Genomic DNA, 25022 nt, shown 5'->3' with positions numbered 1-25022 from the left:
GCATGAGGTGAAAGAGATTGGTTAAACAATTTTCGATGGAAAAGATTTTAGATTGGCGGATGGATTTGGAAGAACAGGCGCGCCTGAAAGTTACACAATTAAAGGAACGGCTTCAGATAGAAAACCACCATCTTCAAGAATTAATTAAAGAAAATCGTAGAGTAAAAAATGAAGCAGTAGACAATGTACATATTCAATCCTTACGTTACAACGACTACTACAAGCTTGTTATTGATGAAAAGATTATCCAGCAGAAGAATCAAATGGATTTGACGCGAGCTGAAATAAATGCGGCACAAAACAAGTTGATTTCAGCTCATACGGATCGCAAAGCAATGGAAAAGTTGAAGGAAAAAGAATTTCTCACTCACTATTTAGCGGAGCAACGTAATGAACAAATGCAACTGGATGAATTCGCCACGATGGGTTATAAACGCCAAGCATTTTAAGAATGATGTGAGTGAAAGGAGGTGAGTATAGACTGGAAACGCAAGCATTAACGTCACTAATAGCCGTATCCCAACCAATACCTTCTCCCCAGTCAGTTTCGTCTGAAGAGAGCCTGATGTTTCAACAGCTTTTAGGAGAACTGACAACGGATGAAGGCTTACAAGATGAACCGCAAGTTACTGAAATCGCTAACCAACCGCAAGAAAAGAAGGAGCCGGCGAAAGAAGAGACGACAGAGATGGATGAGGCATTGGCTCAAGCCATGCAGTATTTTATCCGCTTACCGATTCAACAACCGCCTGTAGCTGAAGTAAAAACAGCTGATTTTGCTCCCCTTGAAAAAAATGCTGCGATAGCCATTATTGTTGCTCCTTTAACGGAAGCAATTGAAGATAACAGCGAAGCAATCGGACCCACTTTTACGGGAACACCGAAAGACATACCAGCACCTCCTATCATTCATGAACAGAACCCCATGGATGCCAAAGAAGAGATGGTTGAGGTAGAAGAAGACAAAGTCGCTTTTGAATTACCAAGCGAACCAGAAATCGACCTACTCAAACAAGAAGAGTCAAAGATTACATTCATAGAAAGTTTACGCGTAGATGGTGCGAAAGTCATGAACCAAACTCAATCCGTATCGTCATTTGAAAAGAAGATGAACGACACCAATGATCAACGAGAACGACAAAGTATCCATATTATTCAATCATCAACTCGGACGATAACGCAAGCGACATCAACACCTGTTGAAGTAACTAAAACGACTCTGACATGGCAAGAACCGGCACAAGTTATTCGCGAACTGGGCGAAACGATTAAGGTGACCCTTGAACAGTCACCCACACCGACAACGAAGGTCATTCAAATTTCCTTAACACCCGAAACATTTGGGAAGATGGAGATTGAACTAACATGGCAACAGGATAAGGTTGCAGCACGCATTGTCGTTCAAAAAGATGAAGTCAAACAGCAACTGACGGACCAACTCGACTTAATCCGCGAGTTTTTACCGAAGAATCCGATTGTCCAAACAATTGCAATCGATGTGCGTCCACCAGATATGCTATTCCAACCGCAACAAGGGTTTCAATCACGCAAGCAGTCCCAACACGCACCGAAGCAGCATGTGGCCGATGACAAAGAGTTAGAAGAAATCGAAAGCACGAATGTTAGTGAAGGACGTGGACTAAGTCTTTATGTATAGAGGAGGATAAAAAATGAATATATCTTCAAATTTCACCATTGGCTCAACCGATCAGGTTATTAATAAAAGCAAGCAATCTAATTCAGACATGAATATGGATGACTTTTTGAAAATTATGGCAGCTTCTTTACGGATGCCGTCTGTAGCTTCAGAAGGTGGCAGTGGTAGTGATAATTCAATGGATTATATGAGCCAAATGATTCAATTCAGTACGATTGAACAACTGCAAACACTGACAGATTCATTAACAACAACGATGTTAATGACGCAACAACAACAAGCCGTATCGATGATTGGTAAGGAAGTAACCGTTGCTCAAGATGGAGCTGTTGTAACAGGGACGGTTGAAAAAACGCGCTTCTTTAATGGATACGCGACGATCCAAATCAATGGAAAAGATTACTATATGAGTAATATACAAGAAGTAGGGATGGGTTAGTTTTGTCTATGCGAATAAATCAACACGCCTATCAAACACCACCACAGCCGATTGTACCAAAACAAACGAAGAAGTTTGAAGAAACGCTGACAAGCACGGAACTAAAGGTCTCTAATCATGCGAGGAAACGACTAGAACAACGGGGATACTCGTTGGCGCAGCAAGATATGACGACATTGAACACAGCTGTAAACGAACTTGAAGAAAAAGGTTCGGAGCAATCCTTGCTCCTTTACAAGGACTTAGCTCTGATAGCTAGTGTCAGAAACCGTACTATTATCACTGCTCTCAATCCAGACGAACTGGATACTGTAACAAATATTGATAGTACAAAATTTGTAAGAGAACTAAAAGGGTTGGACCGCAAGGAAACCCAATTCACTGACCGATTGATGTGAATACAATAAATTTATTTGATAGGGGAAAATAACATGCTTAGATCGCTTTATTCAGGAATTAGTGGAATGAAAAACCTTCAAACAAAAATGGACGTTATCTCGAACAATATTTCAAACGTGAATACAACAAGTTTCAAGACAGGTCGGGTTCGTTTCGAAGATATGATCAGCCAATCTCTAGAAGGCGCACAAGCCAATATCAACGGTAAACAAGTGGGCTTGGGGATGCAATTGGGCTCGATTGATACGGTTATGACAAGTGGCTCCTTACAATCAACAGGCCGGGACTTAGACTTCGGGATTGAAACAGGTGAGAATTCTTTCTTCGCTGTTAGCTCAAATGGGACTGACGCAGACGTTCTTTACACACGTGACGGTGGCTTCTACATGAATGCTGATAATGAATTTATTACAGCATCTGGTTACCAAGTTTTGGGTCGTATGCTTGATGTGCCAGTTGAATATACTGGAACGGCACCAGCCGCATTAGAAACCGGTAACTTGCAAGGAATTTCGATTCCTCAACTAAATAACGGTATTAAATTGGACAGCTATTCAGTCGATTCTAGTGGATTAATCTTGGGCGTTTACAATGACAAAGTTATGGTTGTTGGACAGATGATGCTGACAAACTTTAGTAATGCCGGTGGACTGGAAAAAACAGGCGGAAATATGTACCGCAGTACATTAAACTCAGGCCAACCGATTGTTGGTTCAGCTGGTTCAGAAGGGTACGGAAAAATCCGCTCTGGCTTCTTGGAAATGTCAAACGTTGACTTGTCTAACGAATTCACGGAAATGATTGTTGCGCAACGTGCATACCAAGCAAGTTCACGTAGTATTTCAACTTCTGACCAAATGTTAGAAGAATTACTAGCGTTGAAACGTTAAGCATAAGGGATAAAAATAATGATTAAACTAAAAACAATTACCGGTAAAGAATTTCTTTTAAATAATGACCTTATCTATCGCGTAGATGTCGAGTATGACACGATTATTACCTTAATAAACGGTAAAACGTTGCGTGTACAAGATACAACTGAGGAAATTGCAGAAAAGGTAATGGCATTTAAACGTGAAGTCATGAACCCTTTTGAAAGGAAGTCAGAACAATAATGAAGAAGAATTTTACAACTCCGATAGCTCTTGGAGTAGGTTTATTTCTAGTATTTTGGTCAATTTCATTAGATGGTGAGCTCACATCTTTCATCGATGGACCATCAATTGTTATTACGATTTTTGGCTCATTTGCTGCTCTAATGATGAGCTTCCCTTTTGATCAAATAAAAAGAATACCAAGCGTAATAAAAAAATTAGTTGTACAAGATGATACGAACAAGGGTGAACTCATCACGCAAATCGTTGAGTTATCACGTATTTCACGTAGCCAGGGTTTGTTGGCATTAGATAATAAAATACCTGAGATTGAGAATGAATTTCTTTCAGACAGTATTAAGATGGTTATCGACGGCATGGATCCAGAAAATATCCGTGAAATTTTAGAAACTAAAATCGATAACATGGAAGCCAGACACAGCGTTGGTCAAAATATATTCCTGAAGTGGGGCGACTTAGCGCCAGGTTTTGGGATGCTCGGAACATTAATTGGTCTTATCAACATGCTAGGCGCGTTGACAGACCCAAGCGCAATTGGTAGTGGGATGGCCGTTGCTTTGGTAACCACATTCTACGGAAGCTTAATGGCGAATCTCATCTTCTTGCCTATTGCTCAAAACTTACAATCACTGACGCAAGTAGAAGCAACCGTAAATGAAATGGTGATGGAAGGTGTTTTGGCGATTCAGTCCGGTCAAAACCCACGCGTCATCGAACAAAAACTAGAAAGCTATTTGGATGGCATTGCAACGAAAGAGAGGCCTGAACCTTTGCTAGAACCAAGCGAGGGAAATAGTTATGTCTAGAAGAAGAAAAAAATCAGCAGGAAATAGCGACGGGGGTGGCGTTTCTTGGATGACCACCTTCTCCGACTTGATGTCTTTGCTTTTAACCTTTTTTATCTTGCTATTTTCGATGTCGAATGTCAGTAATGAAAAGTTCACTCAAGCTGCACAATCCCTTTCTTCATCTTTAATTGGTGGAGGGGAAGGCATCATAGACGGAGTGATTGTACCGTTTGAGGATGATAATACGGGAACAAACGAAACAGTGGTACCAGCCAAAGAGTTGGAAGTGGCTGAACTGGACCCGGCACTGATTGAAATATACAACCGCGTTATCAATTTTGTCGAAAAGAATGATTTAGAAGATAAAGTGATTATCACTGCTGATCCGAAAGGCATTTACGTTAACGTCAGTAATGCCATCCTGTTTGGAAAAGAGAGTGCTTCAATCTCCAGGGAAGGACGTTCGGTCTTAAAATCAGTCGGTAAATTATTAAACCAATTGGATAATAGAGTTGTGATAGAAGGGCATACGGATGATATTCCCAATGCGTATGGACAATACCCAACGAACTGGGAACTTTCTGTTGGCCGTGCCGTTTCAGTCCTTCGCTACTTGAATGAGAATGAACACGTAAATACGAGCCGTCTCTCTGCAGTGGGATTCGGTGAGTATCAACCTTTAGCTCCTAACAATTCAGAAGAAAACCGTGCCCGCAATCGACGTGTAAATATCGTCGTTGTTTACGAACCGGAGGGATAATAAATGGAAAAAGAAAAAACAGGAATGAATTTACCTAAAATGATTATCCTCGGCGTCGTTGTTGCCATTCTTGGAGTAGGAGGGGGAGCTTTGGGCTCTTACCTCACATCAGATCAAGCGTTGGCGTTCATGCAACCGTCGGAACCAGAAGAAATCATATACATAAAAGTACCGTATAGCGAGTTTTTAATTAACTTAAAACCGCTGGCTTCTAATGACAAAAGCTTTTTGAGAATGGGTTTTACCTTTGCTGTATTAGATGAAGAGAAGGAAACAATTCTTTTAGAGGAAGAAGCGAAAGTACGGGACACAATCATTGCTTTGTTACGTAAAAAAACTTCGGAATCTGTTTTTAACGAAGAAGGCAGTAACCTCACTATTAAGCAAGAAGTAGAAGAACAAGTAAATCAATTATTAGGTGACACAATCATCGAAGAAGTATTTATAACCGATATGGTTATGCAGTAACAGGAAGGGGCTTTAGCCAACGTATGGGAATCGAATTTGTATTTAAGAGTATGGCCGCATTGATTGTGATTATTATCGCTGCAAATTATTTAATTAAACAATTGAATCAATTAGCGATGAAAAGTGCTCGAAATATCAAGGTCATTGAGCGACTACCTTTGAGTAAAACATCATCGTTATACATTATTGAGGTGGTCGGTAGATATTATTTAATGAGCGGCACAGAACAAAACAATGAGATTCTCAAAGAGTTGAATGGAGCCGAATTAGAAAAATACATAGAAACTGCCGAAGAACAAGAAAACAAACCAGAATGGCTGACCGTTTTGACGGAAAAGTTAGAAAAGAGGAAACAATCGTGAAACGTTTATTACATATAGGAGCTCTCACACTCTTTTTCTTCTTTCTAACACAATCACAAGTATCCGCTGTAGAGTTGGACGGGTTTTTAACCGATATTCCGGCAACACCGGATACAGTTAAATTGTATGTCCTATTAGGTCTCTTAAGTATTGTGCCATCATTCTTAATTCTAACCAGTAGTTTCACCCGCATCATTATGGTGCTTTCGTTCTTGCGAAGCGCTTTAGGAACACAACAAAACCCGCCGAATCAAGTCATTATTGGCTTGGCAATGTTTCTGAGCCTCTTCATTATGCAGCCGGTCTATTCGGTTGTGTATGAGGAAGCATTGGAACCATTATTAGCAGATGAAATTAACTTGGAAGTAGCTTATGAGCGTGCTGAAAAGCCAATTAAATCGTTTATGTTGAATCAGACTCGTGATAAAGACCTCCAATTGTTTTTGGATTTAGCAAAAAATGATAGTGAGATAGAAGCGGAAGCGGATATTCCTTTGGTAGCGGCTATTCCAGCATTTGCGATTAGTGAATTACGGACGGCCTTTACGATTGGTTTCCTTTTGTTTATTCCGTTTTTAATTATCGATATGGTAGTCTCCAGTATTTTGATGTCGATGGGGATGTTCATGCTATCACCGGCTATGATATCCATGCCGTTTAAATTGTTGTTGTTTGTATTAGTAGATGGCTGGTATTTAGTAGTTGAATCAGTCGTTCTCGGCTTTCAGTAGGAGGAATCATCATGACGATTCAAAGCAGTTTAGATATTTTACGGGAAGCGTTCGTAACGATTATGACGGTAGCGGGACCGGTTCTTTTAATTGCACTGGTTATCGGTTTGGTTATTAGTGTCATTCAGGCTGCCACACAAATACAAGAGCAAACCTTAAGTTTTGTTCCGAAAGTGTTGGCTGTCATTGGTTCATTAATTATTTTCGGAAATTTTATGCTGAATAGCATCATTGCGTATACTGAAAAAATCTTTGAAATTATTTCAGGATTGTAGGGTGACGATGTGAATGCAGATTTACAGATTTTTTTATTGATGGTCATGCGAATTGGTGCTTTCGTCGTTGTATGTCCCGGCTTTTCATTTAAAGGAATTCCTACCATTTGGAAAGTTGCTTTAACGGTAGGCTTAGCATTGCCGCTCTATCCATTCGCACCGACAGGCTATCCGGAGTTATCTGTGCCGTTTTTTGTCTGGGAAGGTATTCAAGAAGTACTGTTGGGACTTGCCATTGGTTACGTATCTCAGTTGTTCTTTTCAGCGATTGAGATGGCAGGTGCTTTTGCCGATGTCCAAGCAGGTTTTTCTATGGCGCAACTCTTTGACAGTACGATCGGAGTCAATGCCTCTTATTTAGGACGTGTGTATTATTGGGTTTCATTGGCTATTTATTTTCTGACCGATATGCATCATCAGATGATAAAAACATTAGCATATTCCTTTGAAGCTATACCGGTTCAAACAGCGGGAATGTCAGTGCAAGTGGAAGGGATTCTAACGCTCTTTACCTTAGTTTTCGAGATTGCTTTGAACTTGGCAGCACCGTTACTTATTGTGGCTCTGATGACAGAGATTCTGTTGGGGATTTTATCTAGGACGGTGCCTCAGATTAACGTTCTTATTTTGAGTATGCCGTTGAAAGTATTGGTCGTGGTGACCTTTTTGCTCGCATTCTTGCCAACGCTGTACCGCGATATTGCGGATGTATTGCCGCAGATGATTCACCACACATACGAATTTATTAATTCTTTAGTTTCGATTTAGGAGTGAGAACATGTCCGAACGCGATGGAAAAACGGAAAAGCCCAGTGCCAAGAAACTGAGCGATGCCCGCAAGAAAGGCCAAATAGCTAAGAGTCAGGAATTAAGTAGTTCTTTAACTTTTACCATTTTTGCCTTAGTGGGTGTCTCACTCGTGACGATGACCTTACAAAATGTTTATCCGATTCTAATACGGATGTTCACGTTTGATCTTTCTGCCGACAGTTTGGAAAACAATATGAACCAAATCGGGATGCAAGCCATTCTTTATTTTTTTATGTTGGCAGGTCCTTTCTTAGCAGTCGCCTTTGTAGCGGGCATTGTCGTAAATATCATTCAAGTTGGTTTTTATTTGTCCGCTGAGCCGATGAAGCCACAGTTCAATCGGATGAACCCTGTTTCGGGACTAAAAAATATGTTCAGCAAAAAAGCATTTTTTCAATTGTTGAAAAACATGGCGAAGTTGGGTCTTATCTTTTGGATGGCCGCATCATCAGCGAACCAAGTTGGCTACTATGCCTTGAATGCCAGTTCAGTCGGCACAGAAAAAATATTTTTTATTGTTTTGGAAATTGTGAAGACAGTCAGTACCAAATTAGCAGTTGTCTTATTTATTCTGGGAGCAACCGATTTTGCTTATCAAAAATATGATCATCAGAAACAACTTAAGATGACGAAGCAAGAAGTAAAAGATGAATTCAAGCAAAACGAAGGCGATCCGCACATAAAGTCACAGCGGAAACAGAAACACCGCCAATTAACCCGTCGTATGCTGAAAGATGTCGAAACGGCAGCTGTGATTATAACAAACCCGACCCATTTGGCGATTGCAATTCGTTATGACGAAGAGAAAGATCCTGTTCCAACAGTTGTTGCGAAGGGGGCCGATCACATGGCTGCTACAATTAGAGAGCGAGCTGGCAAACACGGTGTGCCTATTATGGAAAATAAACCAGTCGCCCGCAGTTTGTATAAATCAGTCGAAGTCGGACAATCAATTCCAGCAGACATGTATCAAGCTGTTGCTGAAATGTTGGCCCTCGTTTATCAAATGGAAAATATGAATAAAAAGAAAATCTAATGGAATGGATAGGTGGAAGGATAAATGGCAACACAAACACAACAGCCAAGCAAAAAGAAAACAACAATGATGGATATGAGTGTCTCCATCTTCGTTGTTTTAATCATGGCAATGATTGTCATCCCTTTGCCCGCAACGATTCTAGATTTTCTCTTGATTATTAATATCGCACTATCATTTACAATTCTCCTTTTAACACTCTTTACGAAAAGTGTTTTGGAATTCTCAAGTTTCCCGACCATCTTATTGATTACGACCATGTTTCGACTGGGATTGAATATTTCGTCTACGCGGTTGATTCTAACCAAGGGAGATGCCGGACAAGTTATTGATACGTTTGCTAACTTAGTGGCTGGAAACAATGTCGTTGTCGGAGCGGTTATCTTCTTGATTATCTTTATTATTCAGATGATTGTTGTTACAAGTGGTTCGAGCCGGGTTTCTGAAGTATCCGCACGTTTTACGTTGGATGCGATGCCCGGAAAGCAAATGTCGATTGACTCGGATTTAGCTTCAGGCTTGATTACTGAAGACCAAGCTAAAAAGCGTCGGAATGATTTAGAACGCGAAACGCAGTTTTATGGTGCCATGGATGGGGCAAGTAAGTTTGTCAAAGGTGATGCGACAGCCAGTATTATTATTACGGCTGTCAACTTAATCGGTGGGATTTTAATTTTCTCACTGCAAAATGGCATGGGAATTATGGAAGCTTTGGAACGCTTTGGGAAATTGACAATCGGAGATGGTTTAGTAAGCCAAATACCGTCACTTTTGATTTCGATTGCATCAGGTATTTTAGTAACGCGTTCCGGAAATTCAAAAAGCTTTGGTAGCTCCTTAATCCCAGAGTTATTTTCAACGGCAAAAGTTATGTTCTTGTTAAGTGGTATTATGCTTGTTTTTGCTCTCGTTCCGGGCTTTCCTTTCTTCCTATTTCTAATTGTAGCAGTCGGTGCCGGCACAGCCGGTTACCTGGCCTTACAAACGGAGAAGAAAAGTTTTGAACAAGCGGTGGCAGAAGAGCAGGCGCAACTGTCAGCTAATCGTGTTGAGAGAGATAGGAATACAAATGATGCGATTGTCCCTCATCAAATCGATCCCATATCCATTGAGATTGGCTATGGCTTAATCAGTATTGCGGATGATAGTAAAGATGAGAATATTATGAATCACGTGTTAATCATCCGGAAACAGTTCGCCCAAGAGTTGGGAATTTTACTTGGACCGATTCGTATCCGAGATAACTTACAACTGGGTTCAAATGAATATGTCATCAAAATCAAAGGTAATATTCAAGCCAAGAGTGAATTGTATATGGACAAAGAATTGTTGTTGATGCCTGAAGGTGAAGAAGTACCATTTAAAGGGATTGCTGCGAAAGAACCATCATTTGGTTTGGATGCTTTGTGGATAGAATCAAACGACAAAGAATTAGCGGACCTTCACGGCTTTACCGTTGTAGATCCATTGACTGTTTTAGTGACACACTTGAAAGAAACCATTCGTCAAAACAGTTCTGAATTATTGGGTCGTCAAGAAGTGAAGCAATTGTTAGAAGGCTTGAAAGATAGATATAACGTTGTTATTGATGAGTTAATTCCAGACGTATTACGTTTAGGAGAAGTACAAAAGGTCTTACAAAACTTATTGCGCGAGCAAATTCCAATTACAGATATGGTGTCTATTTTAGAAACGTTGGCGGACTACGGAACAACCGTTAAAGAAACAGAGTTGTTAACGGAATATGTTCGTCAAGCGTTGAGACAGACAGTTGTGCAACCGTTCTTGGATGAAGACCGTGTGTTGCATGTCGTAACCGTCCATCCTGATTTAGAAGAATTAATCGGACAAAGTATCCAAAAATCATCGGCTGGATCAATTCCTGTCTTGCAAGGCGATATCATCAATCATTTGTTTGATAGCGTGAAACGTTTGACTTTTGCACTTGAAACGCAAGGTATCCCGCATGTCTTGCTTGTATCACCAAAAAATAGACCGGCCTTACGTAACTTATTAGCTTATAATTTCCCAGAATTAGCTGTGCTCTCCTTGAATGAAGTGCCGAATGAAATTGCCATTACGGCAGAGGGTATGGTTGAAAATGTGAATTAGATTGATCATCGGGAGGTGAACCATGCTTAACGAACAAACCCGCGAACAAGAAATCTTAGAATATTTGCCATTGGTTGAAAAAGTTGTTAAAGGCTTAAAAGTGAAAAGTCATGCGTTTGATTATGATGACTTATACCAGTTTGGTGTCATCGGATTAATGGACGCGCTGGGAAAATACGATCATACAAAAAAGGTTCCTTTTGAAAGTTATGCCTATACGCGTATTCGCGGGGCCATCATCGATGAGGTGCGGAAATCTTCACCTGTAACACGTACAGGAATGGATAAATTAAAGAGTTATTATCGCGTTAAAGAAGAACTGGAGAATGAATTCCAACGACCAGCAAAAGAAAGTGAAATAGCTGAAAAGTTAGATTTAGCTCAGAAAGATTTAAGTGGTGTCTATGAAACAATTCACCAATTATCATCTGTCAGTCTAGAGCAAACGATCTACAAAGATGAAAGTTCAGGCTCGGTATTGAGCGATTTTATTGAGGATGATAGAGTTTTAAGTTTCGATGAAACGTTGCTTCATGAGGAGCAAGTGGAAAAACTGCAAGAGGCAGTTGCGTCATTATCTGAACGCGAACAACAGATTTTACAGCTTATCTATGTCGAAAAATTGGCATTAAAGGAAATCGCGTATGTTTTTGATATTTCAATTCCGCGGGTTTCCCAGATTCATGGGAAGTGTGTCAGCTCGCTACGTGATTATCTAAGGAGGAATTACCGTGATTAGAAGTATGGATACGTTACAACATAATTTCAACATTTTGCAAAAGAAACAAGAGATGGTGAGTACGAACATTGCGAATGTGAACACACCGGGCTATGAAGCTTTAAAGATGGTTCAAAGTGCAGACGGGCAAGTCGCTCTTATCAACAACTTGGGCGGCCCAGAACGGAACCAGCAAACGGGATTAGGCGGACTCGCTTTGCGGAATCAAGTCGACGAAGTATACACGCTTGATGAAGTAAACATGGCCGATGAAATGGTAGAGCTAATGAAGATTGCACGTGAGTTTGAATCCAATCAAAAAGCCCTGCATGCAAGTGATGAGACGTTGCGTAAAGCAAGTAACGAGCTTGGAAAGGTATAGGAGGAGAACGTAAATGAGTCATCTATTAAATGTATCTAAATCCGGCCTCCATGCGTTCCAATATCATTTGGATACGGTCGCAAATGATGTCGCCAACGTGAATACGCTTGGTTACAAAGCGCGTCAAGCGGAATTCGAAGAATTAATGACCAATAATTATGCAGCAACAGATACGCTCTTACTTAATGATAATGTTGATACGGTTGCTATTCAAAGCGGAGTTCGCGCCGATGATTACACCGTTGACATGTCGCTGGGTAAAGTTGTAGCGAGTGAAGGGCCGGATCAATTTGCAATAGCGGGCGATGGCTTCTTCCAAGTAACAGGAAGAGACAATCAAATCTATTACACACGCGATGGTGCATTTACACGCGATTTAGCTGGTGCGGTCGTGAACGCACGCGGTGAGAGAATCACAATGAATGGGAGTCAACCTGCTGTCTTTCAACCGGCTTTAAATGCGGGGGAACTGGTACCTGTCGGCGAGAATAAATACACGGCAACAGGTGCGATGCAACAAGTTGGAGTAGAAGTGTTGGAAGGATTTGTTGAACAATCGAATGTCGATTTAGCTACGGCTATAACGGATATGATGATTGCGCAACGGGCATATGCGATGAATGTAAAAGCTGCTCAAAGTACAGACGAGATGATGAGTGGCATTAACCAGTTCAAACAATAAGAAAGAGTGTAAGAAGCGATGACTATTATTGAATGTAAAAATGTGGGGAAGGTTTATCGGCGCGGAGTTGTAGCGATTCGTGATATGAGCTTTACGATTGAAGAAGGCGAGTTTGTTTATTTACTAGGTGCGAGTGGATCAGGGAAATCAACATTACTAAAAACGTTATACCGCGATGAAGCGATTTCTTCGGGAACTGTGATGATTGACGAACGCGATATCTCAAAAATTAAAGTACGCGATTTACATAAACTACGTCGCGATATCGGCATCATCTTTCAAGAGTATCACCTGTTACCGAAAAAAACTGTGTATGAAAATGTGCGCTTTGCACTCGAGATTTTAGCTTTTCCTGAAGAAGAAATGGATGCCCGTATTAGACAAACGCTGACCTTAGTGGAACTCGCCGATAAAGCTGATTGTTATCCGGAAGAACTTTCTGGGGGACAACAGCAACGTGTCGCAATTGCCCGCGCGCTTATTAATGAACCTCGGATTCTCTTGGCCGATGAACCGACTGGGAATCTTGATCCGCGCGCATCGATGGAAATTTTCCGTCTGCTTATGCGGATTAACCGCCGTGGCACGACTGTTTTGTTAGCAACTCATGACCAACACATTTTTCAGCGCTTCCACTTCCGTTCTTTGACAATGTCTGGGGACAGCTGGTTGCTGATGAATCAAAAAAAGCAGTTGGTTCTTTACAGTACGATTATAAGAAAAAAGATTTTTATATTGTGTAGAAAGGACGAACATGCATGAACTTTACCCCTGTTATTATGGGAGCAAACCGCGGCTCATATAGCCTAGCGCGCGCCTTTTACGAAAAATATGGTGTAAAAACCATCATTATTAGTCCCTTCCAGACAGGTCCGGTACGAAATTCACGTATCCTTGAATTTTATTATCAAGTAGATATGCAAGACTTTACGGCTCTGACATGTACAATGGCGGCTATTCAAAAAGATTATCCAGAAACGCAAAAAATAATTTTTGGTAGTGATGACCGATATGTGGAACTGCTGATCAAAAATAGAACCCATTTTTCATCAAAATGGGTTGTCCCTTATTCGGATTACGAATCGTATATCTCAGTTGTCGATAAAACTAACTTTAGTAACCTGTGTGAACAATTGGATATTTTGCATCCCCGCACAGTCGTTTTACGTGAATCGGAAACATTTGAACTCGCTTATCCGGTCATTATTAAAGCCGCTCAGACAACGGAATATCACAATTTAGATTTTGAAGGAAAGAATAAAGTCTATATTTGCCAACATGAAGAGGAAGCAGCTACAATCATTTCCCGTATCCGTCAGGCAGGTTACACGTCCGATTTACTTGTACAAGAGTATATTCCGGGAGACGATACGCATCTGGGAATTGTAACGGTTTATGTTTCGCAAAAAGATTTACAGATTAAGTTGTTTTCTTATGCAAATGTCTTAGTAGATGATCCGACACCGTCTGCGATTGGAAATAGTTTGGCAGGCTGGGTTCGCGAAGAAAAGCAAGTGGAGGAACCTATTTCCCGGATGATTGCGGCGACCGGCTTCTATGGTTTTGCTACTTTTGATGTGAAATATGATGCCCGCCGGAATGATTATGTTTTTTTTGAAATGAACGGTCGTTTAGGTTTAAGCAATTATTATGTCACGGCTGCCGGCTATAATGTGGCAGCTTATTATATAGAAGACTTCCTGCTCAAAAAGGAACTTTCATTTGCGCCCTTTAAGAAAGAAATTATCTACAGCGCGCTAACCAATCATCTCTTGGAGCACCGTGTAGAGTTTCCAAAACTCAGAACCATGCCTGTGGTTCATCCCTTGGTAGCTGCTTATGAGACCAACTGGCTGCGCAAATTGTATATTGGTATTTCCACGCTTAATTTTTATCGGAAGCTATGGAAATACAAGTCTCTAGAAGGAAAAGTTAAACCGATTGAGACGAAATATACGTCATTCAACCCACACGTACTCCATACAAAAAAGCTGTAGACAGACTTCTGTTTATGGCTTTTTTTGTCATCAGAAGCGTATAAATCATTTTCTTTAAAAGTAATTAGAAAACGGTTGCAAAACGAATTTAAATACGTTATGATAATTGTACCGATGACTTGTATATACAAGTTAAAAAGGAGGAGCAAAAATGGCTGATTTTAAGAAAGATGCTGCAGACCTACTTGAGCATATAGGAGGTCCCGATAACATTTCGGCAGTATCGCATTGTGCAACTCGGATGCGTTTCGTATTGAATGATCCATCCGCGGCAGATGTGAAAAAGATTGAGGATATTCCGGCAGTCAAGGGTACTTTTACCCAAGCCGGTCAATTCCAGGTAATCGTCGGTAATGAAGTGCCAATGTTCTACAACGAGTTCACGAAGCAATCCGGTAAAGAAGGCGTTTCGAAAGACCAAGCGAAAGCCGCTGCCAAACAAAATCAAAACCCAGTTCAACGTGCCATGTCCGTTTTAGCAGAAATTTTTAGTCCACTTATTCCGGCAATCGTTGTTGGGGGTCTTATCTTAGGATTCCGTAATGTCTTAGAAGGGATTCAAATGGAATCTCTCGGTCAATTGATGCAAGATGGTGTTGCGCAAGTAACAGCAGCTGGCGAGCCGATTTATAATCGCATTGTTGATGTGAGTCAATTCTGGTCCGGTGTGAACCACTTCCTATGGCTCATTGGTGAAGCAATTTTCCACTTCCTGCCAGTAGGTATTACGTGGAGTGTAACGAAAAAAATGGGAACAACGCAAATCTTGGGTATTGTACTCGGATTAACGTTGGTTTCACCACAACTCTTGAACGCTTATGGTGTGGCTGATGCAGCTGCAGCAGGGGAAATACCATTCTGGGACTTTGGATTCTTCCAAATTGATATGATTGGTTACCAAGCGCAAGTATTACCGGCAATGTTGGCTGGTTTCACATTAGCGTATTTGGAAATCTGGCTACGTAAGTGGATTCCACAAGCGATTTCCATGATTTTTGTCCCATTCTTTGCACTATTACCAACTGTTATTATTGCCCATACGGTATTGGGACCAATTGGTTGGCAAATTGGTAATTGGATTTCAAACGTGGTTTACTCCGGTATCACAAGCAGTTTCAACTGGTTATTCGGACTTGTGTTTGGTGCTCTTTATTCACCACTTGTTATTACAGGTCTACACCACATGTCCAACGCGATTGACTTACAGTTGCAATCAGACTTCGGTGGTACACAACTATGGCCGATGATTGCACTATCAAATATTGCGCAAGGTTCTGCAGTTCTTGCAATTATTTGGATGCACAGGGGAAACAAAAAAGAAGAGCAAGTTTCTATTCCAGCTATGATTTCCTGTTACCTAGGTGTTACTGAACCCGCAATGTTTGGTATTAATATCAAGTATATTTATCCATTCGTAGCCGCAATGGTCGGATCAGGGCTAGCAGGCTTCGTATCGGTACTAACTGGCGTAACAGCAGCATCAATCGGTGTTGGTGGTATTCCTGGATTCTTATCCATCCAATTCGAACACTGGCCAATGTTCTTTGTAGCAATGGGTATCGCAATTGTTGTCCCATTCTTGTTGACAGTCTTATTTGAGAAAAAAGGGATCCTTGTTCCTAAAGGCGAAATTGATGATACACCAGTAATTGAATCAGGCAGATAATTAAACTGAGGAGCAAAGGTGATTTCGACTTTTGCTCCTGTTTTAATGTTAGAGGGGGCTTTTAATATGGGAAATTTTAAAGAGAAAGCTATTTATCAGTTATACCCGAAGTCATTTAAAGATTCGGATGGCAACGGTATGGGAGATATCAAGGGAATTATTGAAAAGTTACCGTACTTAGAAAAGTTAGGGATTGAGATGATCTGGATGAATCCAGTCTTCAAGTCACCACAAAAAGACAATGGATATGACGTAACTGATTATTACGCTATTGATCCGTTATTCGGCACAATGGAAGATATTGATGCGTTAATCGCCAAAGCGAAGGAACACGGGATTGAGTTGATGTTTGATATGGTGTTTAACCATACATCCATAACCCATGAATGGTTCCAAAAAGCACTGGCCGGCGACAAAAAATATGAGGATTATTACATTCTTCGTGAACCAAAGGAAGACGGCAGCCTGCCAACTAACTGGCAATCTAAATTCGTAGGTGATGCGTGGGCGCCATTCGGAGATACCGATAAATATTACTTATGTCTTTATGATAAAACCCAAGCGGATCTGAATTGGCGTAACCCTGAAGTTCGCGAGGAATTATATAAAGTGGTTAATTTCTGGTTGGAAAAGGGTATTGCTGGTTTCCGTTTTGATGTATTGAACGTTATTGGAAAAGAAGAAGTACTCGTTGATAGCGAAGGCGGAAATGAGAAGAGCTTGTACACGGACACACCCATTGTTCATGAATGGGTAAAAGAAATGAACATCGAGAGTTTCGGAAAGCACGAAAACATCGTAACCGTTGGGGAAATGTCATCGACAACAGTCGAAAATGGCGTTCTTTATTCTGATCCGGCCCGTAATGAGTTATCCATGATTTTCAGTTTCCACCATTTGAAAGTGGATTATGTGGACGGCGAAAAGTGGAGTAATGCACCTTTCGATTTCTTGGAACTGAAAAGTTTGCTAGATGAGTGGCAAGCAGGGATGTCTGATGGCAATGGCTGGAACGCATTGTTCTGGAACAACCATGACCAACCGCGTGCGAACAGCCGCTTTGGTGATACTGAAAACTATCCATATGAAACAGCAACGATGTTGGCACAAACGATGCATTTATTGCGCGGAACACCGTATATTTACCAAGGTGAAGAAATCGGGATGACCAATCCGGATTATGAAGATATTCATGAGTATGCCGATATCGAATCGCACAATGCTTACAAAGCTTTGCGTTTGAAAGATCAAACGCATGAAGAAGCCATGGCAATTATCCGCCAAAAATCACGTGATAACGGACGTTCACCGATGCAATGGGATAGTAGCGAGCATGCCGGCTTTACAACAGGCACACCGTGGTTAAACGTTGCAGATAACTACAAAACAGTAAACGTTGAAAAGGAAATCGCTGATGGTAAGATTTTCCCTTACTATCAAAAATTAATCCAATTACGTAAGGAAATGCCACTTATTTCTGATGGTTCTTACAAAGGCATTCTTTTGGATGATAAGGAAGTCTACGCGTATGTGCGTGAGAAAGACGGACAACGTTTGCTAGTCTTGAATCATTTCTATGGGACAGACTACACGCTGACTCTACCAGAAGAATATATCGATGAAGCAGCAGAAGTTGTGATTGGGAACTATGAGACGGCAAGCTTGCAGAAAGAAATGACTCTGCGTCCTTACGAAACCGTCGCATTCTTGTTGAAATAAAACATTTAAAATATAAAAAGGTAGTCCTGTATGATTTTTGTCATGCAGGGCTATTTTTGTTAGTGCCAACTTTGCGAAACGGAACTCTTCCAAATAACTCGCATCCGTTTTTATGAGAAACCGGGAGGTGTGGTATAATTATAATAAGAAATGATGTTGTTTGGAGGGATTTATTATGGAAAAGAAACGATTATTAACCTTGGCAATTGTCGGTTTGTTCTTGTCCGGTTGTGGCACAGCAACGCCTAATGAAGAATCATCTGCACAATCCGAAGTGGTTTCGGAATCACAGGTAGAGAGCAGTTCAGAGAGTAGCGTGTCAGCGTCAGAACCGGCGGACGAGACAGCTCCTGTTATGGCGTATTTCCCGTTTGAAGAAAATGTCGCCTATACGTATATCGGAGAAGGCAATGAATATATGAGTTATGCCAAATATCCACAGTACATTGAAGACAATCGCATCCAATTTTCGAAAAATAACGGCGGTACACAAATAGTCGAAGTTTTAGAATATGCGGACGGAGCTTTAATGAAAGTTTTTGAGCGTCCTGAAACGTATTTCCGCGAGAATATGTTGAATAAGACAAGTGAAGAAAGCAACACGATTCTGTTGCAAGAACCATTGAAAGTGGGAACAGCTTGGAACAGTCCATCCGGTTCAGCTTCAGAAATTACGGCAATGGATGCAACTGTTGAGACAGCCTTGGGAACGTATGCTGCTATCGAAGTGACAACCACTGAAGAGGATACGATTACGAAAAGCTACTACGCCGAAGGAATTGGCCTGGTAAAAGAAACCTTTACAGACACAGCTGGAACTTACGAAACATCATCAACATTGGACTCACGTGAAGAAGGGGTACCGGAAACAGCGCTTGTACAGGCTTTCTATCCAGATGCAAATGTGATGGGCTTAGAAATAGCTGAGGTAAACATGGCCTTTGATACAAATGACGTCACACGTCAGACCTTAACAGATCTCTTCAAGCAAATTCCTGATGTGGAATATGGCCGCTTGATTCCAGACTCTGCAAGTATCAACAGTCTGTACTTAAATGAAGATGGGCGTGTATACGTAGATTTTAACAAGTCCTTAGTAACGGACATGAATGCCGGATCTTCAGGCGAATCCCTTCTCTTACAAGGGATTGTTAATACTATTGGGACTTACTATGGCGTCGAAGAAGTCGTTTTAACTGTAGACAATGAACCGTATGAGTCGGGCCATTTTTCATTTGATAAAGATGAAGCAATGCGCGTTGATATGGGAGATGTAATCGAATAATGAAGTGGACTGAAACTTAGTATTTTAAGAGGTTTCAGTCTTTTTTTAAATTTCCCTTCAAACCTCTGTATATTGCGTTATAATGAACAAATTGAGAAATAAAAATGTTAGTTGAGGAAAGGAAATGGTTTTTCCGTGCACCAAAAAGAAAATTCATCCATTTGGGTCTACTTGTTGCGACTTCTGGGTGGCTACTTAAATGTTACTGCAATTATACTTTTTTCACGGGTAGTGGGCGGTCAAACCGGTAACATATCCAAAATTGCTATTGCGTATGTGGAAGGTAATTTTACTACGGTACTCCAGTTGGTAGCAATTGCTTTTACTTTTATACTGGGCGGCTTTATTAGCGGGTTGTTTAAACCGTTGGATAGAGAAGAAATGGGTTCGCGTTACGGTTTTTTATTTGTTGGTATCGGCCTTATCTTTATTCTATTCAGTATAATGGGATTCAATTCCGTCTTCTTTTTACTTTATTTGGTATTGGTATTGGGAGTTACAAACGGCATCACTCTTTACTGCAAGGGCATGGTGGTGAAAACAACCATCATAACCGGAACGCTAACAGATATTGGAATCACATTGAGCGAAATGTTTAAAGGCGCTTCTTTGGATAAACAAAAGCTGACTTTTCATTGTTTGAACCTTTTCTGTTTTCTTTTGGGCGCTACACTGGCAGCATTCATAGGCATCAGGACGACATGGAATATGGTTAGTATAGCGGGATTATTAGAGTTAGTGATTGGCTTTTATTTTGTTTCTCTTAGAGAAGTAGCTTTTGGTACAGAAAAAGAAGGAACCCTTTGATGACATTGTCTGTAAAGGATTCCTTCTTTTTATTATAGTAGGTTTTTGCAGCAAAAAGGCTCACTCAGAGCGTAAAATCAGTTTGAGTGAGCTATTATTTCACAAAAGGCTCACTCAAATCGTAAAATTGATTTGAGTGAGCTGTTTGGTGTTCTTAAATCAAACTGTTTTTCCGACGGGCGAATTCCACAAATTTAAATCGGTCGAGGCGGTGACGGGATTCGGTGTATTGGAAGAGACGCGTGTCCTCCAAATAAACTTCACTTTTAACGACTACGACATAAGAGTCTTCTGGTAAATGCATCATCGCACGATCTTCCGGTGTCGCAGATTCCACAACGAATACTTTTTTGGCATAAGAAATATTTAGTCCCAATGTGCCTTCCAAGTAATCATACAAGGAGTCTTCAGCAGCTTCAGATGGCACAGCATCCACAATATTCGCCAGTAAGATATCCTTGTCGATAATAATCACTTCACCTGAAATTTTACGGAGGCGCACTAAAGATACCGCTTCTGTATTCGTTGGTAGATTTAACGTTTCAGCCAGAAATTCAGGAATTTTTTCACGTTTGTTCTTTAGAACGATGGTTTCATTTTCAATGTTTTGTGATTGTTGTAATTCCTTGAAACTGGTTAATCCTGAAACGGGGAAATTAAACCGTTGGATGTCCAATACGATAGAACCTTTTCCTTGTTTCTTTTGAATATAGCCATTTTCCAATAAAAGTGCGAGGGCTTTTCGAGTGGTTTCTCGCGAGACACCGTATTTTTCAGAGAGTAATTTCTCGCTAGGCAATAAAGAGCCTGTTGTATATTCATATTTTTCAATCTTACATTTTAAATCCAGATAAATATCATAAAATTTATTCATGGAAATGAACTCCTTATTAGATATATTTTACTAGTATATCAACGTTGTATAGGCTTTCACACTGCTATCTTACCACAGTTCAATCTATAAAGCATTGCTCAGTATTATACCATCTAGAATGGTAAATGATATGACAAAATTGCGATTTATTATTAAAGTTTAATTGTTAGTGCTTGCAATTGGTCAACAGACACTGTATAATTTCTGAGAATCAAAAATCAACTAATTACATATATACGTGTGACGCAGTCAAAGTGCTTAACCACCCCAAAAGCCAAGGGGTGGAGTGGGCACTTTTTTGATGCGCAAAATTAAACAAAATGAGGAAGGAGTGCGTTTCATTGAATATTACTGAATTTGATACGATTGCTGCTATTTCAACGCCACCAGGAGAAGGGGCGATCGGGATTGTCCGATTGAGCGGAGATGACGCAGTCGCGATTGTCGACCGTCTCTACCAAGCAGGGTCAAAGCGTTTGGCAGATGTAGCCAGCCACACGATTAACTATGGACATATTTACAATCCAAAAACGAACGAAATGATTGATGAAGTAATGGTGAGTGTTATGCGCGCACCGAAGACATTTACCCGTGAAGATGTCGTTGAAATTAACTGCCACGGTGGTGTTGTGAGCGTCAATCGTCTGTTGCAGGCGATTCTGCAAAATGGCGCACGGATGGCGGAACCCGGTGAATTCACGAAACGCGCTTTCTTAAATGGGCGAATCGATTTATCCCAAGCCGAGGCCGTGATGGATTTGATTCGGGCGAAAACGGACCGGGCGATGGATGTCGCTTTGCGTCAATTGGACGGTGATTTATCCAACTTAATCCGTAACATCCGCCAAATTATTTTGAATACATTGGCAGAAGTCGAGGTAAACATTGATTACCCGGAATATGACGATGTTGAAGAAGTAACAACGAAGCTCTTAAAGGAAAAGACAAAAGAAGTAAAAGGCCATGTGGAGCAATTACTGCACACAGCTAAACAAGGAAAGATTTTGCGTGAAGGTCTGGAAACAGCAATTATCGGGCGTCCAAATGTTGGGAAATCAAGCTTGTTAAACCGTTTAATTCGGGAAGAAAAAGCGATTGTAACGGATATTGCCGGAACAACCCGCGATACAATTGAAGAATACGTAAACGTGAATGGCGTGCCATTGAAGCTGGTTGATACAGCCGGAATTCGTGAAACGGAAGATGTGGTTGAGCGAATCGGTGTAGAACGCAGCCGAAAAGCATTACAAGAGGCGGATTTAATTTTACTTTTATTGAACCAAAGCGAAGAGTTGAGTCCAGAAGATATTGCATTACTGGAAGCATCGCAACAGATGAACCGTATTATTCTCTTGAATAAGAGCGATTTAGAAGCAAGAGTAACGCCAGCTGATTTGGCGAACTGGAGCGAACCTGAGAAGGTTATTTCGACTTCAATGCTGGAGCAAGTCGGCTTGGATTTATTGGAAAAACAAATTTCGGAGATGTTCTTTGCTGGTGAAACGGGTGAACAGGATGCTACGTACATTTCAAACGTCCGCCATATTGCTTTGTTAAACGATACCGTTGCTGCATTGGAAGAGGTATTGAGCGGGATTGAGGCGGATATGCCGGTGGATCTGGTTCAAATTGACTTTACACATGCATGGGAATTATTGGGCGAAATTACCGGAGATACGGTACAAGATGAATTATTAACACAGTTATTTAGTCAATTCTGTTTAGGTAAATAAAAGGAATGTATAGAAAGGAAAGACACAATGAAGCATTATGAAGCAGGCAACTTTGATGTCATTGTCGTAGGTGCAGGGCATGCCGGTTCGGAAGCGGCTTTGGCAGCAGCGCGTATGGGACAATCCACATTATTAGTAACAATTGATTTAGACATGGTTGCGTTTATGCCATGTAATCCTTCCATTGGGGGCCCGGCTAAAGGGGTCGTCGTGCGTGAGATTGATGCGATGGGCGGCGAAATGGGTCGTAATATTGACAAAACGTATATCCAAATGCGGATGTTGAACACGGGGAAAGGTCCGGCTGTTCAAGCGTTGCGTGCGCAGGCAGATAAAAATGACTATGCGCATGAAATGAAAAAAACCTTGGAAAAACAAGAGAACTTGTTATTACGCCAAGGGATTGTTGATGAACTAATCGTAGAAGATGGAACCGTTCAAGGTGTGATTACACATACCGGTGCGATTTATCACAGTAAAGCCGTTATTTTGACGGCAGGAACGTCATCACGTGGTCAAATTATCATCGGTGAATTGAAGTATTCATCCGGTCCAAATAACTCCCAGCCTTCTATTAAGTTATCAGAAAGCTTGTTGGAGCATGGCTTTGATTTGGCACGATTCAAAACAGGTACGCCACCGCGTATCTTGTCTTCTTCTATTGATTACTCTCAAACGGAAGAGCAACCCGGAGATGAGGCACCGAATCACTTTAGTTTTACCTCAAAAGATGAAGATTATTTGAAAGACCAATTGTCCTGCTGGTTGACCTATACAGGACCAGAAGCGCATCAAATTATCCGCGATAACCTTCACCGCGCACCGATGTTTACCGGAATCGTTGAAGGGGTAGGGGCACGTTACTGTCCATCTATTGAAGATAAAATCGTACGTTTCAGCGACAAGCCGCGTCACCAATTATTTTTGGAGCCTGAAGGCCGCAATACTGAAGAGGTTTATGTCCAAGGTTTATCCTCTTCTTTACCCGAAGAAGTACAAGAAGCGGTTCTGCATTCAATCGCTGGTTTAGAAAATGCAAAAATGATGCGTACGGGTTATGCAATCGAGTACGATGTCGTTAAACCGCATCAATTGCGTCCATCTTTGGAAACGAAGATCGTTAAAAACCTGTTTACAGCGGGTCAAATGAACGGAACATCCGGTTATGAAGAAGCAGCTGGGCAAGGTTTGATGGCGGGTATCAACGCTGCATTAACCGTTCAAGGAAAAGAACCACTTGTTTTGAAACGAAGTGATGGTTACATCGGCGTTATGATCGACGATTTAGTAACGAAAGGTACTTTGGAGCCATATCGTTTGCTGACATCACGCGCGGAATACCGTTTAATCTTACGTCATGATAATGCGGACATGCGTCTATCTGAAATTGGACACGATATCGGCCTATTGTCTGACGAGCGTTATCAAGCATTTATCAACAAACAAGCTGCCGTAGAAGCAGAGATTGCACGCTTGAAAGGCATTCGTCTGAAACCAACTGCAGAACTACAAGCATTCTTGGCAGAAAAGAACTCTACTCAATTACGTGATGGTTTCTTGTTCGCTGATTTACTAAAACGTCCGGAGTTGGACTACGACAGTCTATATCCATTCGCGCCATTAGAAGAGCCGCTTTCAAGTGACGTGACACGCCAAGTTGAAATTCAAATTAAATACGATGGGTATATTAATAAAGCCTATAGTAAAGTAGAAAAGCTAAAACGTTTGGAAGAGAAACGTATTCCAGAGAATATCGATTATGATTCCATTAACGGCATTGCCAACGAAGCTAAAGAAAAATTGAAGAAAATTCAACCTGAAACAATTGCGCAAGCAAGCCGGATCAGTGGGGTAAACCCAGCGGATATTTCCGTTTTGATGGTCCATGTGCAAAGTGGGAAGTTTTCTTTGGTTAAATAAAGATAAAAAGATATCCATGTCACAAAATTTGTGGCGTGGATATTTTTGTTTAATGTGGTCCGGTCCGGCGTAAACCATATACATCTTCAGCGGTTTGTCGCCAGTATTGGTGATGTTATGCCACACATCTGCAGGAAAAAACGGCATCCTCATCACCGTTACTTGAAGTTTTTCGCCGCCTTTATGAAATGCAGCTGGAAAACCGATATTAGAATAACTGCGGAATAATTGGCAGCTTTTATTTTTACAAAACCCTATCAAACGTATTCGCTCATGCGGTTTGATAG

The 25022-nt window shown here is 41.0% G+C and carries 27 protein-coding genes and 1 pseudogene; 26 read left to right on the top strand and 2 right to left on the bottom strand.

Annotated elements, in window-relative coordinates; all coding sequences use genetic code 11:
* The first annotated feature begins 17 nt into the window (after positions 1-17).
* The 24 genes from fliJ to G7058_RS05730 all read left to right on the top strand — a co-directional run bounded on the left by fliJ (position 18) and on the right by G7058_RS05730 (position 20208).
* Entirely contained in the window at positions 18-449 is a 432-nt protein-coding gene (fliJ, locus tag G7058_RS05845) for a flagellar export protein FliJ (protein WP_166062670.1), read from the top strand.
* 116 nt (positions 450-565) lie between these two features.
* Entirely contained in the window at positions 566-1657 is a 1092-nt protein-coding gene (locus G7058_RS05840; RefSeq protein WP_166062669.1) for a flagellar hook-length control protein FliK, read from the top strand.
* Between the two features lie 13 nt (positions 1658-1670).
* Positions 1671-2096 carry a flagellar hook capping FlgD N-terminal domain-containing protein gene (locus G7058_RS05835; RefSeq protein ID WP_166062668.1) on the top strand — a complete coding sequence of 142 codons (426 nt, stop codon included), beginning with the start codon at positions 1671-1673 and terminating at the stop codon, positions 2094-2096.
* 8 nt (positions 2097-2104) lie between these two features.
* Positions 2105-2494 (top strand): flagellar protein, encoded by a 390-nt coding sequence (locus G7058_RS05830; protein ID WP_166062667.1) that lies wholly within the window; start codon positions 2105-2107, stop codon positions 2492-2494.
* 33 nt (positions 2495-2527) lie between these two features.
* Entirely contained in the window at positions 2528-3385 is an 858-nt protein-coding gene (locus tag G7058_RS05825; RefSeq protein WP_166062666.1) for a flagellar hook-basal body complex protein, read from the top strand.
* 18 nt (positions 3386-3403) lie between these two features.
* On the top strand, positions 3404-3610 hold the full coding sequence (locus G7058_RS05820) for a flagellar FlbD family protein (protein WP_166062665.1): 207 nt from the start codon (positions 3404-3406) through the stop codon (positions 3608-3610).
* The gene (locus G7058_RS05815) at positions 3610-4416 is read left to right on the top strand and encodes a motility protein A (protein WP_166062664.1); all 807 of its coding nucleotides are present in this window, start codon (positions 3610-3612) and stop codon (positions 4414-4416) included. Before G7058_RS05820 ends, G7058_RS05815 begins: the two co-directional genes overlap by 1 nt.
* Complete coding sequence (locus G7058_RS05810) at positions 4409-5158, top strand: flagellar motor protein MotB (RefSeq protein WP_166062663.1); 750 nt, start codon at positions 4409-4411, stop codon at positions 5156-5158. The genes G7058_RS05815 and G7058_RS05810 overlap by 8 nt, the downstream gene beginning before the upstream one ends.
* 3 nt (positions 5159-5161) lie before the next feature.
* Positions 5162-5626 (top strand): flagellar basal body-associated FliL family protein, encoded by a 465-nt coding sequence (locus tag G7058_RS05805; RefSeq protein ID WP_166062662.1) that lies wholly within the window; start codon positions 5162-5164, stop codon positions 5624-5626.
* Positions 5627-5649: 23 nt separating this feature from the next.
* Entirely contained in the window at positions 5650-5988 is a 339-nt protein-coding gene (locus tag G7058_RS05800) for a flagellar biosynthetic protein FliO (RefSeq protein WP_166062661.1), read from the top strand.
* Positions 5940-6719 carry a flagellar type III secretion system pore protein FliP gene (fliP, locus tag G7058_RS05795; RefSeq protein WP_166062660.1) on the top strand — a complete coding sequence of 260 codons (780 nt, stop codon included), beginning with the start codon at positions 5940-5942 and terminating at the stop codon, positions 6717-6719. Before G7058_RS05800 ends, fliP begins: the two co-directional genes overlap by 49 nt.
* 11 nt (positions 6720-6730) lie before the next feature.
* Complete coding sequence (gene fliQ, locus G7058_RS05790; RefSeq protein WP_166062659.1) at positions 6731-6994, top strand: flagellar biosynthesis protein FliQ; 264 nt, start codon at positions 6731-6733, stop codon at positions 6992-6994.
* A 9-nt stretch (positions 6995-7003) separates the two neighbouring features.
* Positions 7004-7762 carry a flagellar biosynthetic protein FliR gene (locus tag G7058_RS05785; protein ID WP_166062658.1) on the top strand — a complete coding sequence of 253 codons (759 nt, stop codon included), beginning with the start codon at positions 7004-7006 and terminating at the stop codon, positions 7760-7762.
* A 10-nt stretch (positions 7763-7772) separates the two neighbouring features.
* The gene (gene flhB / locus G7058_RS05780; protein WP_166062657.1) at positions 7773-8840 is read left to right on the top strand and encodes a flagellar biosynthesis protein FlhB; all 1068 of its coding nucleotides are present in this window, start codon (positions 7773-7775) and stop codon (positions 8838-8840) included.
* A 24-nt stretch (positions 8841-8864) separates the two neighbouring features.
* The gene (flhA, locus tag G7058_RS05775; protein WP_166062656.1) at positions 8865-10952 is read left to right on the top strand and encodes a flagellar biosynthesis protein FlhA; all 2088 of its coding nucleotides are present in this window, start codon (positions 8865-8867) and stop codon (positions 10950-10952) included.
* A 22-nt stretch (positions 10953-10974) separates the two neighbouring features.
* Positions 10975-11691: a sigma-70 family RNA polymerase sigma factor gene (locus G7058_RS05770; protein ID WP_166062655.1), complete on the top strand. Its 717-nt coding sequence runs from the start codon at positions 10975-10977 to the stop codon at positions 11689-11691.
* Positions 11684-12052 (top strand): flagellar basal body rod C-terminal domain-containing protein, encoded by a 369-nt coding sequence (locus G7058_RS05765; protein WP_166062654.1) that lies wholly within the window; start codon positions 11684-11686, stop codon positions 12050-12052. The genes G7058_RS05770 and G7058_RS05765 overlap by 8 nt, the downstream gene beginning before the upstream one ends.
* A gap of 13 nt (positions 12053-12065) precedes the next feature.
* On the top strand, positions 12066-12734 hold the full coding sequence (locus G7058_RS05760; protein WP_166062653.1) for a flagellar hook-basal body protein: 669 nt from the start codon (positions 12066-12068) through the stop codon (positions 12732-12734).
* An 18-nt stretch (positions 12735-12752) separates the two neighbouring features.
* Positions 12753-13496 carry a cell division ATP-binding protein FtsE gene (locus G7058_RS05755; protein WP_227004511.1) on the top strand — a complete coding sequence of 248 codons (744 nt, stop codon included), beginning with the start codon at positions 12753-12755 and terminating at the stop codon, positions 13494-13496.
* On the top strand, positions 13493-14731 hold the full coding sequence (locus G7058_RS05750) for a carboxylate--amine ligase (RefSeq protein ID WP_166062652.1): 1239 nt from the start codon (positions 13493-13495) through the stop codon (positions 14729-14731). Before G7058_RS05755 ends, G7058_RS05750 begins: the two co-directional genes overlap by 4 nt.
* Positions 14732-14882: 151 nt before the next feature.
* Complete coding sequence (treP, locus tag G7058_RS05745) at positions 14883-16397, top strand: PTS system trehalose-specific EIIBC component (protein ID WP_166062650.1); 1515 nt, start codon at positions 14883-14885, stop codon at positions 16395-16397.
* A gap of 66 nt (positions 16398-16463) precedes the next feature.
* Positions 16464-18116 (top strand): alpha,alpha-phosphotrehalase, encoded by a 1653-nt coding sequence (treC, locus tag G7058_RS05740; RefSeq protein WP_166062649.1) that lies wholly within the window; start codon positions 16464-16466, stop codon positions 18114-18116.
* Between the two features lie 175 nt (positions 18117-18291).
* The gene (locus tag G7058_RS05735) at positions 18292-19401 is read left to right on the top strand and encodes a GerMN domain-containing protein (RefSeq protein ID WP_166062648.1); all 1110 of its coding nucleotides are present in this window, start codon (positions 18292-18294) and stop codon (positions 19399-19401) included.
* A 135-nt stretch (positions 19402-19536) separates the two neighbouring features.
* Positions 19537-20208, top strand: a complete 672-nt coding sequence (locus G7058_RS05730; protein WP_166062647.1) for a DUF1275 family protein — start codon at positions 19537-19539, stop codon at positions 20206-20208.
* Between the two features lie 154 nt (positions 20209-20362).
* Here the strand turns inward: G7058_RS05730 and treR are convergent, their stop codons facing one another.
* Complete coding sequence (treR, locus tag G7058_RS05725) at positions 20363-21082, bottom strand: trehalose operon repressor (RefSeq protein WP_166062646.1); 720 nt, start codon at positions 21080-21082, stop codon at positions 20363-20365.
* Between the two features lie 341 nt (positions 21083-21423).
* Between treR and mnmE the strand changes: the two genes are divergently transcribed.
* Positions 21424-22815 (top strand): tRNA uridine-5-carboxymethylaminomethyl(34) synthesis GTPase MnmE, encoded by a 1392-nt coding sequence (mnmE, locus tag G7058_RS05720; RefSeq protein WP_373711683.1) that lies wholly within the window; start codon positions 21424-21426, stop codon positions 22813-22815.
* A 27-nt stretch (positions 22816-22842) separates the two neighbouring features.
* The gene (gene mnmG / locus G7058_RS05715) at positions 22843-24735 is read left to right on the top strand and encodes a tRNA uridine-5-carboxymethylaminomethyl(34) synthesis enzyme MnmG (protein ID WP_166062644.1); all 1893 of its coding nucleotides are present in this window, start codon (positions 22843-22845) and stop codon (positions 24733-24735) included.
* A 27-nt stretch (positions 24736-24762) separates the two neighbouring features.
* Here the strand turns inward: mnmG and G7058_RS11880 are convergent.
* Positions 24763-24876 (bottom strand): annotated as a pseudogene (locus G7058_RS11880) (cupin domain-containing protein); the annotation flags it as partial.
* Positions 24877-25022 lie beyond the last annotated feature (146 nt).

The sequence above is a fragment of the Jeotgalibaca porci genome (assembly GCF_011299095.1).
Taxonomy (GTDB): Bacteria; Bacillota; Bacilli; order Lactobacillales; family Aerococcaceae; genus Jeotgalibaca; species Jeotgalibaca porci.
Note: the sequence above shows the minus strand (reverse complement) of the source record. Positions and strands in the feature narration are given on the sequence as shown.

Bases quoted from the DNA above. Each gene is read 5' to 3' on its own strand.
- G7058_RS05835 (WP_166062668.1), top strand. From the start codon at position 1,671: ATGAATATATCTTCAAATTTCACCATTGGCTCAACCGATCAGGTTATT.
- G7058_RS05805 (WP_166062662.1), top strand. From the start codon at position 5,162: ATGGAAAAAGAAAAAACAGGAATGAATTTACCTAAAATGATTATCCTC.
- G7058_RS05770 (WP_166062655.1), top strand. From the start codon at position 10,975: ATGCTTAACGAACAAACCCGCGAACAAGAAATCTTAGAATATTTGCCA.
- G7058_RS05820 (WP_166062665.1), top strand. From the start codon at position 3,404: ATGATTAAACTAAAAACAATTACCGGTAAAGAATTTCTTTTAAATAAT.
- G7058_RS05800 (WP_166062661.1), top strand. From the start codon at position 5,650: ATGGGAATCGAATTTGTATTTAAGAGTATGGCCGCATTGATTGTGATT.
- fliQ (WP_166062659.1), top strand. From the start codon at position 6,731: ATGACGATTCAAAGCAGTTTAGATATTTTACGGGAAGCGTTCGTAACG.
- treR (WP_166062646.1), bottom strand. From the start codon at position 21,082: ATGAATAAATTTTATGATATTTATCTGGATTTAAAATGTAAGATTGAA.
- G7058_RS05735 (WP_166062648.1), top strand. From the start codon at position 18,292: ATGGAAAAGAAACGATTATTAACCTTGGCAATTGTCGGTTTGTTCTTG.
- flhB (WP_166062657.1), top strand. From the start codon at position 7,773: ATGTCCGAACGCGATGGAAAAACGGAAAAGCCCAGTGCCAAGAAACTG.
- G7058_RS05810 (WP_166062663.1), top strand. From the start codon at position 4,409: ATGTCTAGAAGAAGAAAAAAATCAGCAGGAAATAGCGACGGGGGTGGC.
- G7058_RS05825 (WP_166062666.1), top strand. From the start codon at position 2,528: ATGCTTAGATCGCTTTATTCAGGAATTAGTGGAATGAAAAACCTTCAA.
- G7058_RS05840 (WP_166062669.1), top strand. From the start codon at position 566: ATGTTTCAACAGCTTTTAGGAGAACTGACAACGGATGAAGGCTTACAA.
- G7058_RS05755 (WP_227004511.1), top strand. From the start codon at position 12,753: ATGACTATTATTGAATGTAAAAATGTGGGGAAGGTTTATCGGCGCGGA.
- G7058_RS05815 (WP_166062664.1), top strand. From the start codon at position 3,610: ATGAAGAAGAATTTTACAACTCCGATAGCTCTTGGAGTAGGTTTATTT.
- G7058_RS05760 (WP_166062653.1), top strand. From the start codon at position 12,066: ATGAGTCATCTATTAAATGTATCTAAATCCGGCCTCCATGCGTTCCAA.
- fliP (WP_166062660.1), top strand. From the start codon at position 5,940: ATGGCTGACCGTTTTGACGGAAAAGTTAGAAAAGAGGAAACAATCGTG.
- mnmG (WP_166062644.1), top strand. From the start codon at position 22,843: ATGAAGCATTATGAAGCAGGCAACTTTGATGTCATTGTCGTAGGTGCA.
- flhA (WP_166062656.1), top strand. From the start codon at position 8,865: ATGGCAACACAAACACAACAGCCAAGCAAAAAGAAAACAACAATGATG.
- G7058_RS05830 (WP_166062667.1), top strand. From the start codon at position 2,105: ATGCGAATAAATCAACACGCCTATCAAACACCACCACAGCCGATTGTA.
- G7058_RS05750 (WP_166062652.1), top strand. From the start codon at position 13,493: ATGAACTTTACCCCTGTTATTATGGGAGCAAACCGCGGCTCATATAGC.
- treP (WP_166062650.1), top strand. From the start codon at position 14,883: ATGGCTGATTTTAAGAAAGATGCTGCAGACCTACTTGAGCATATAGGA.
- treC (WP_166062649.1), top strand. From the start codon at position 16,464: ATGGGAAATTTTAAAGAGAAAGCTATTTATCAGTTATACCCGAAGTCA.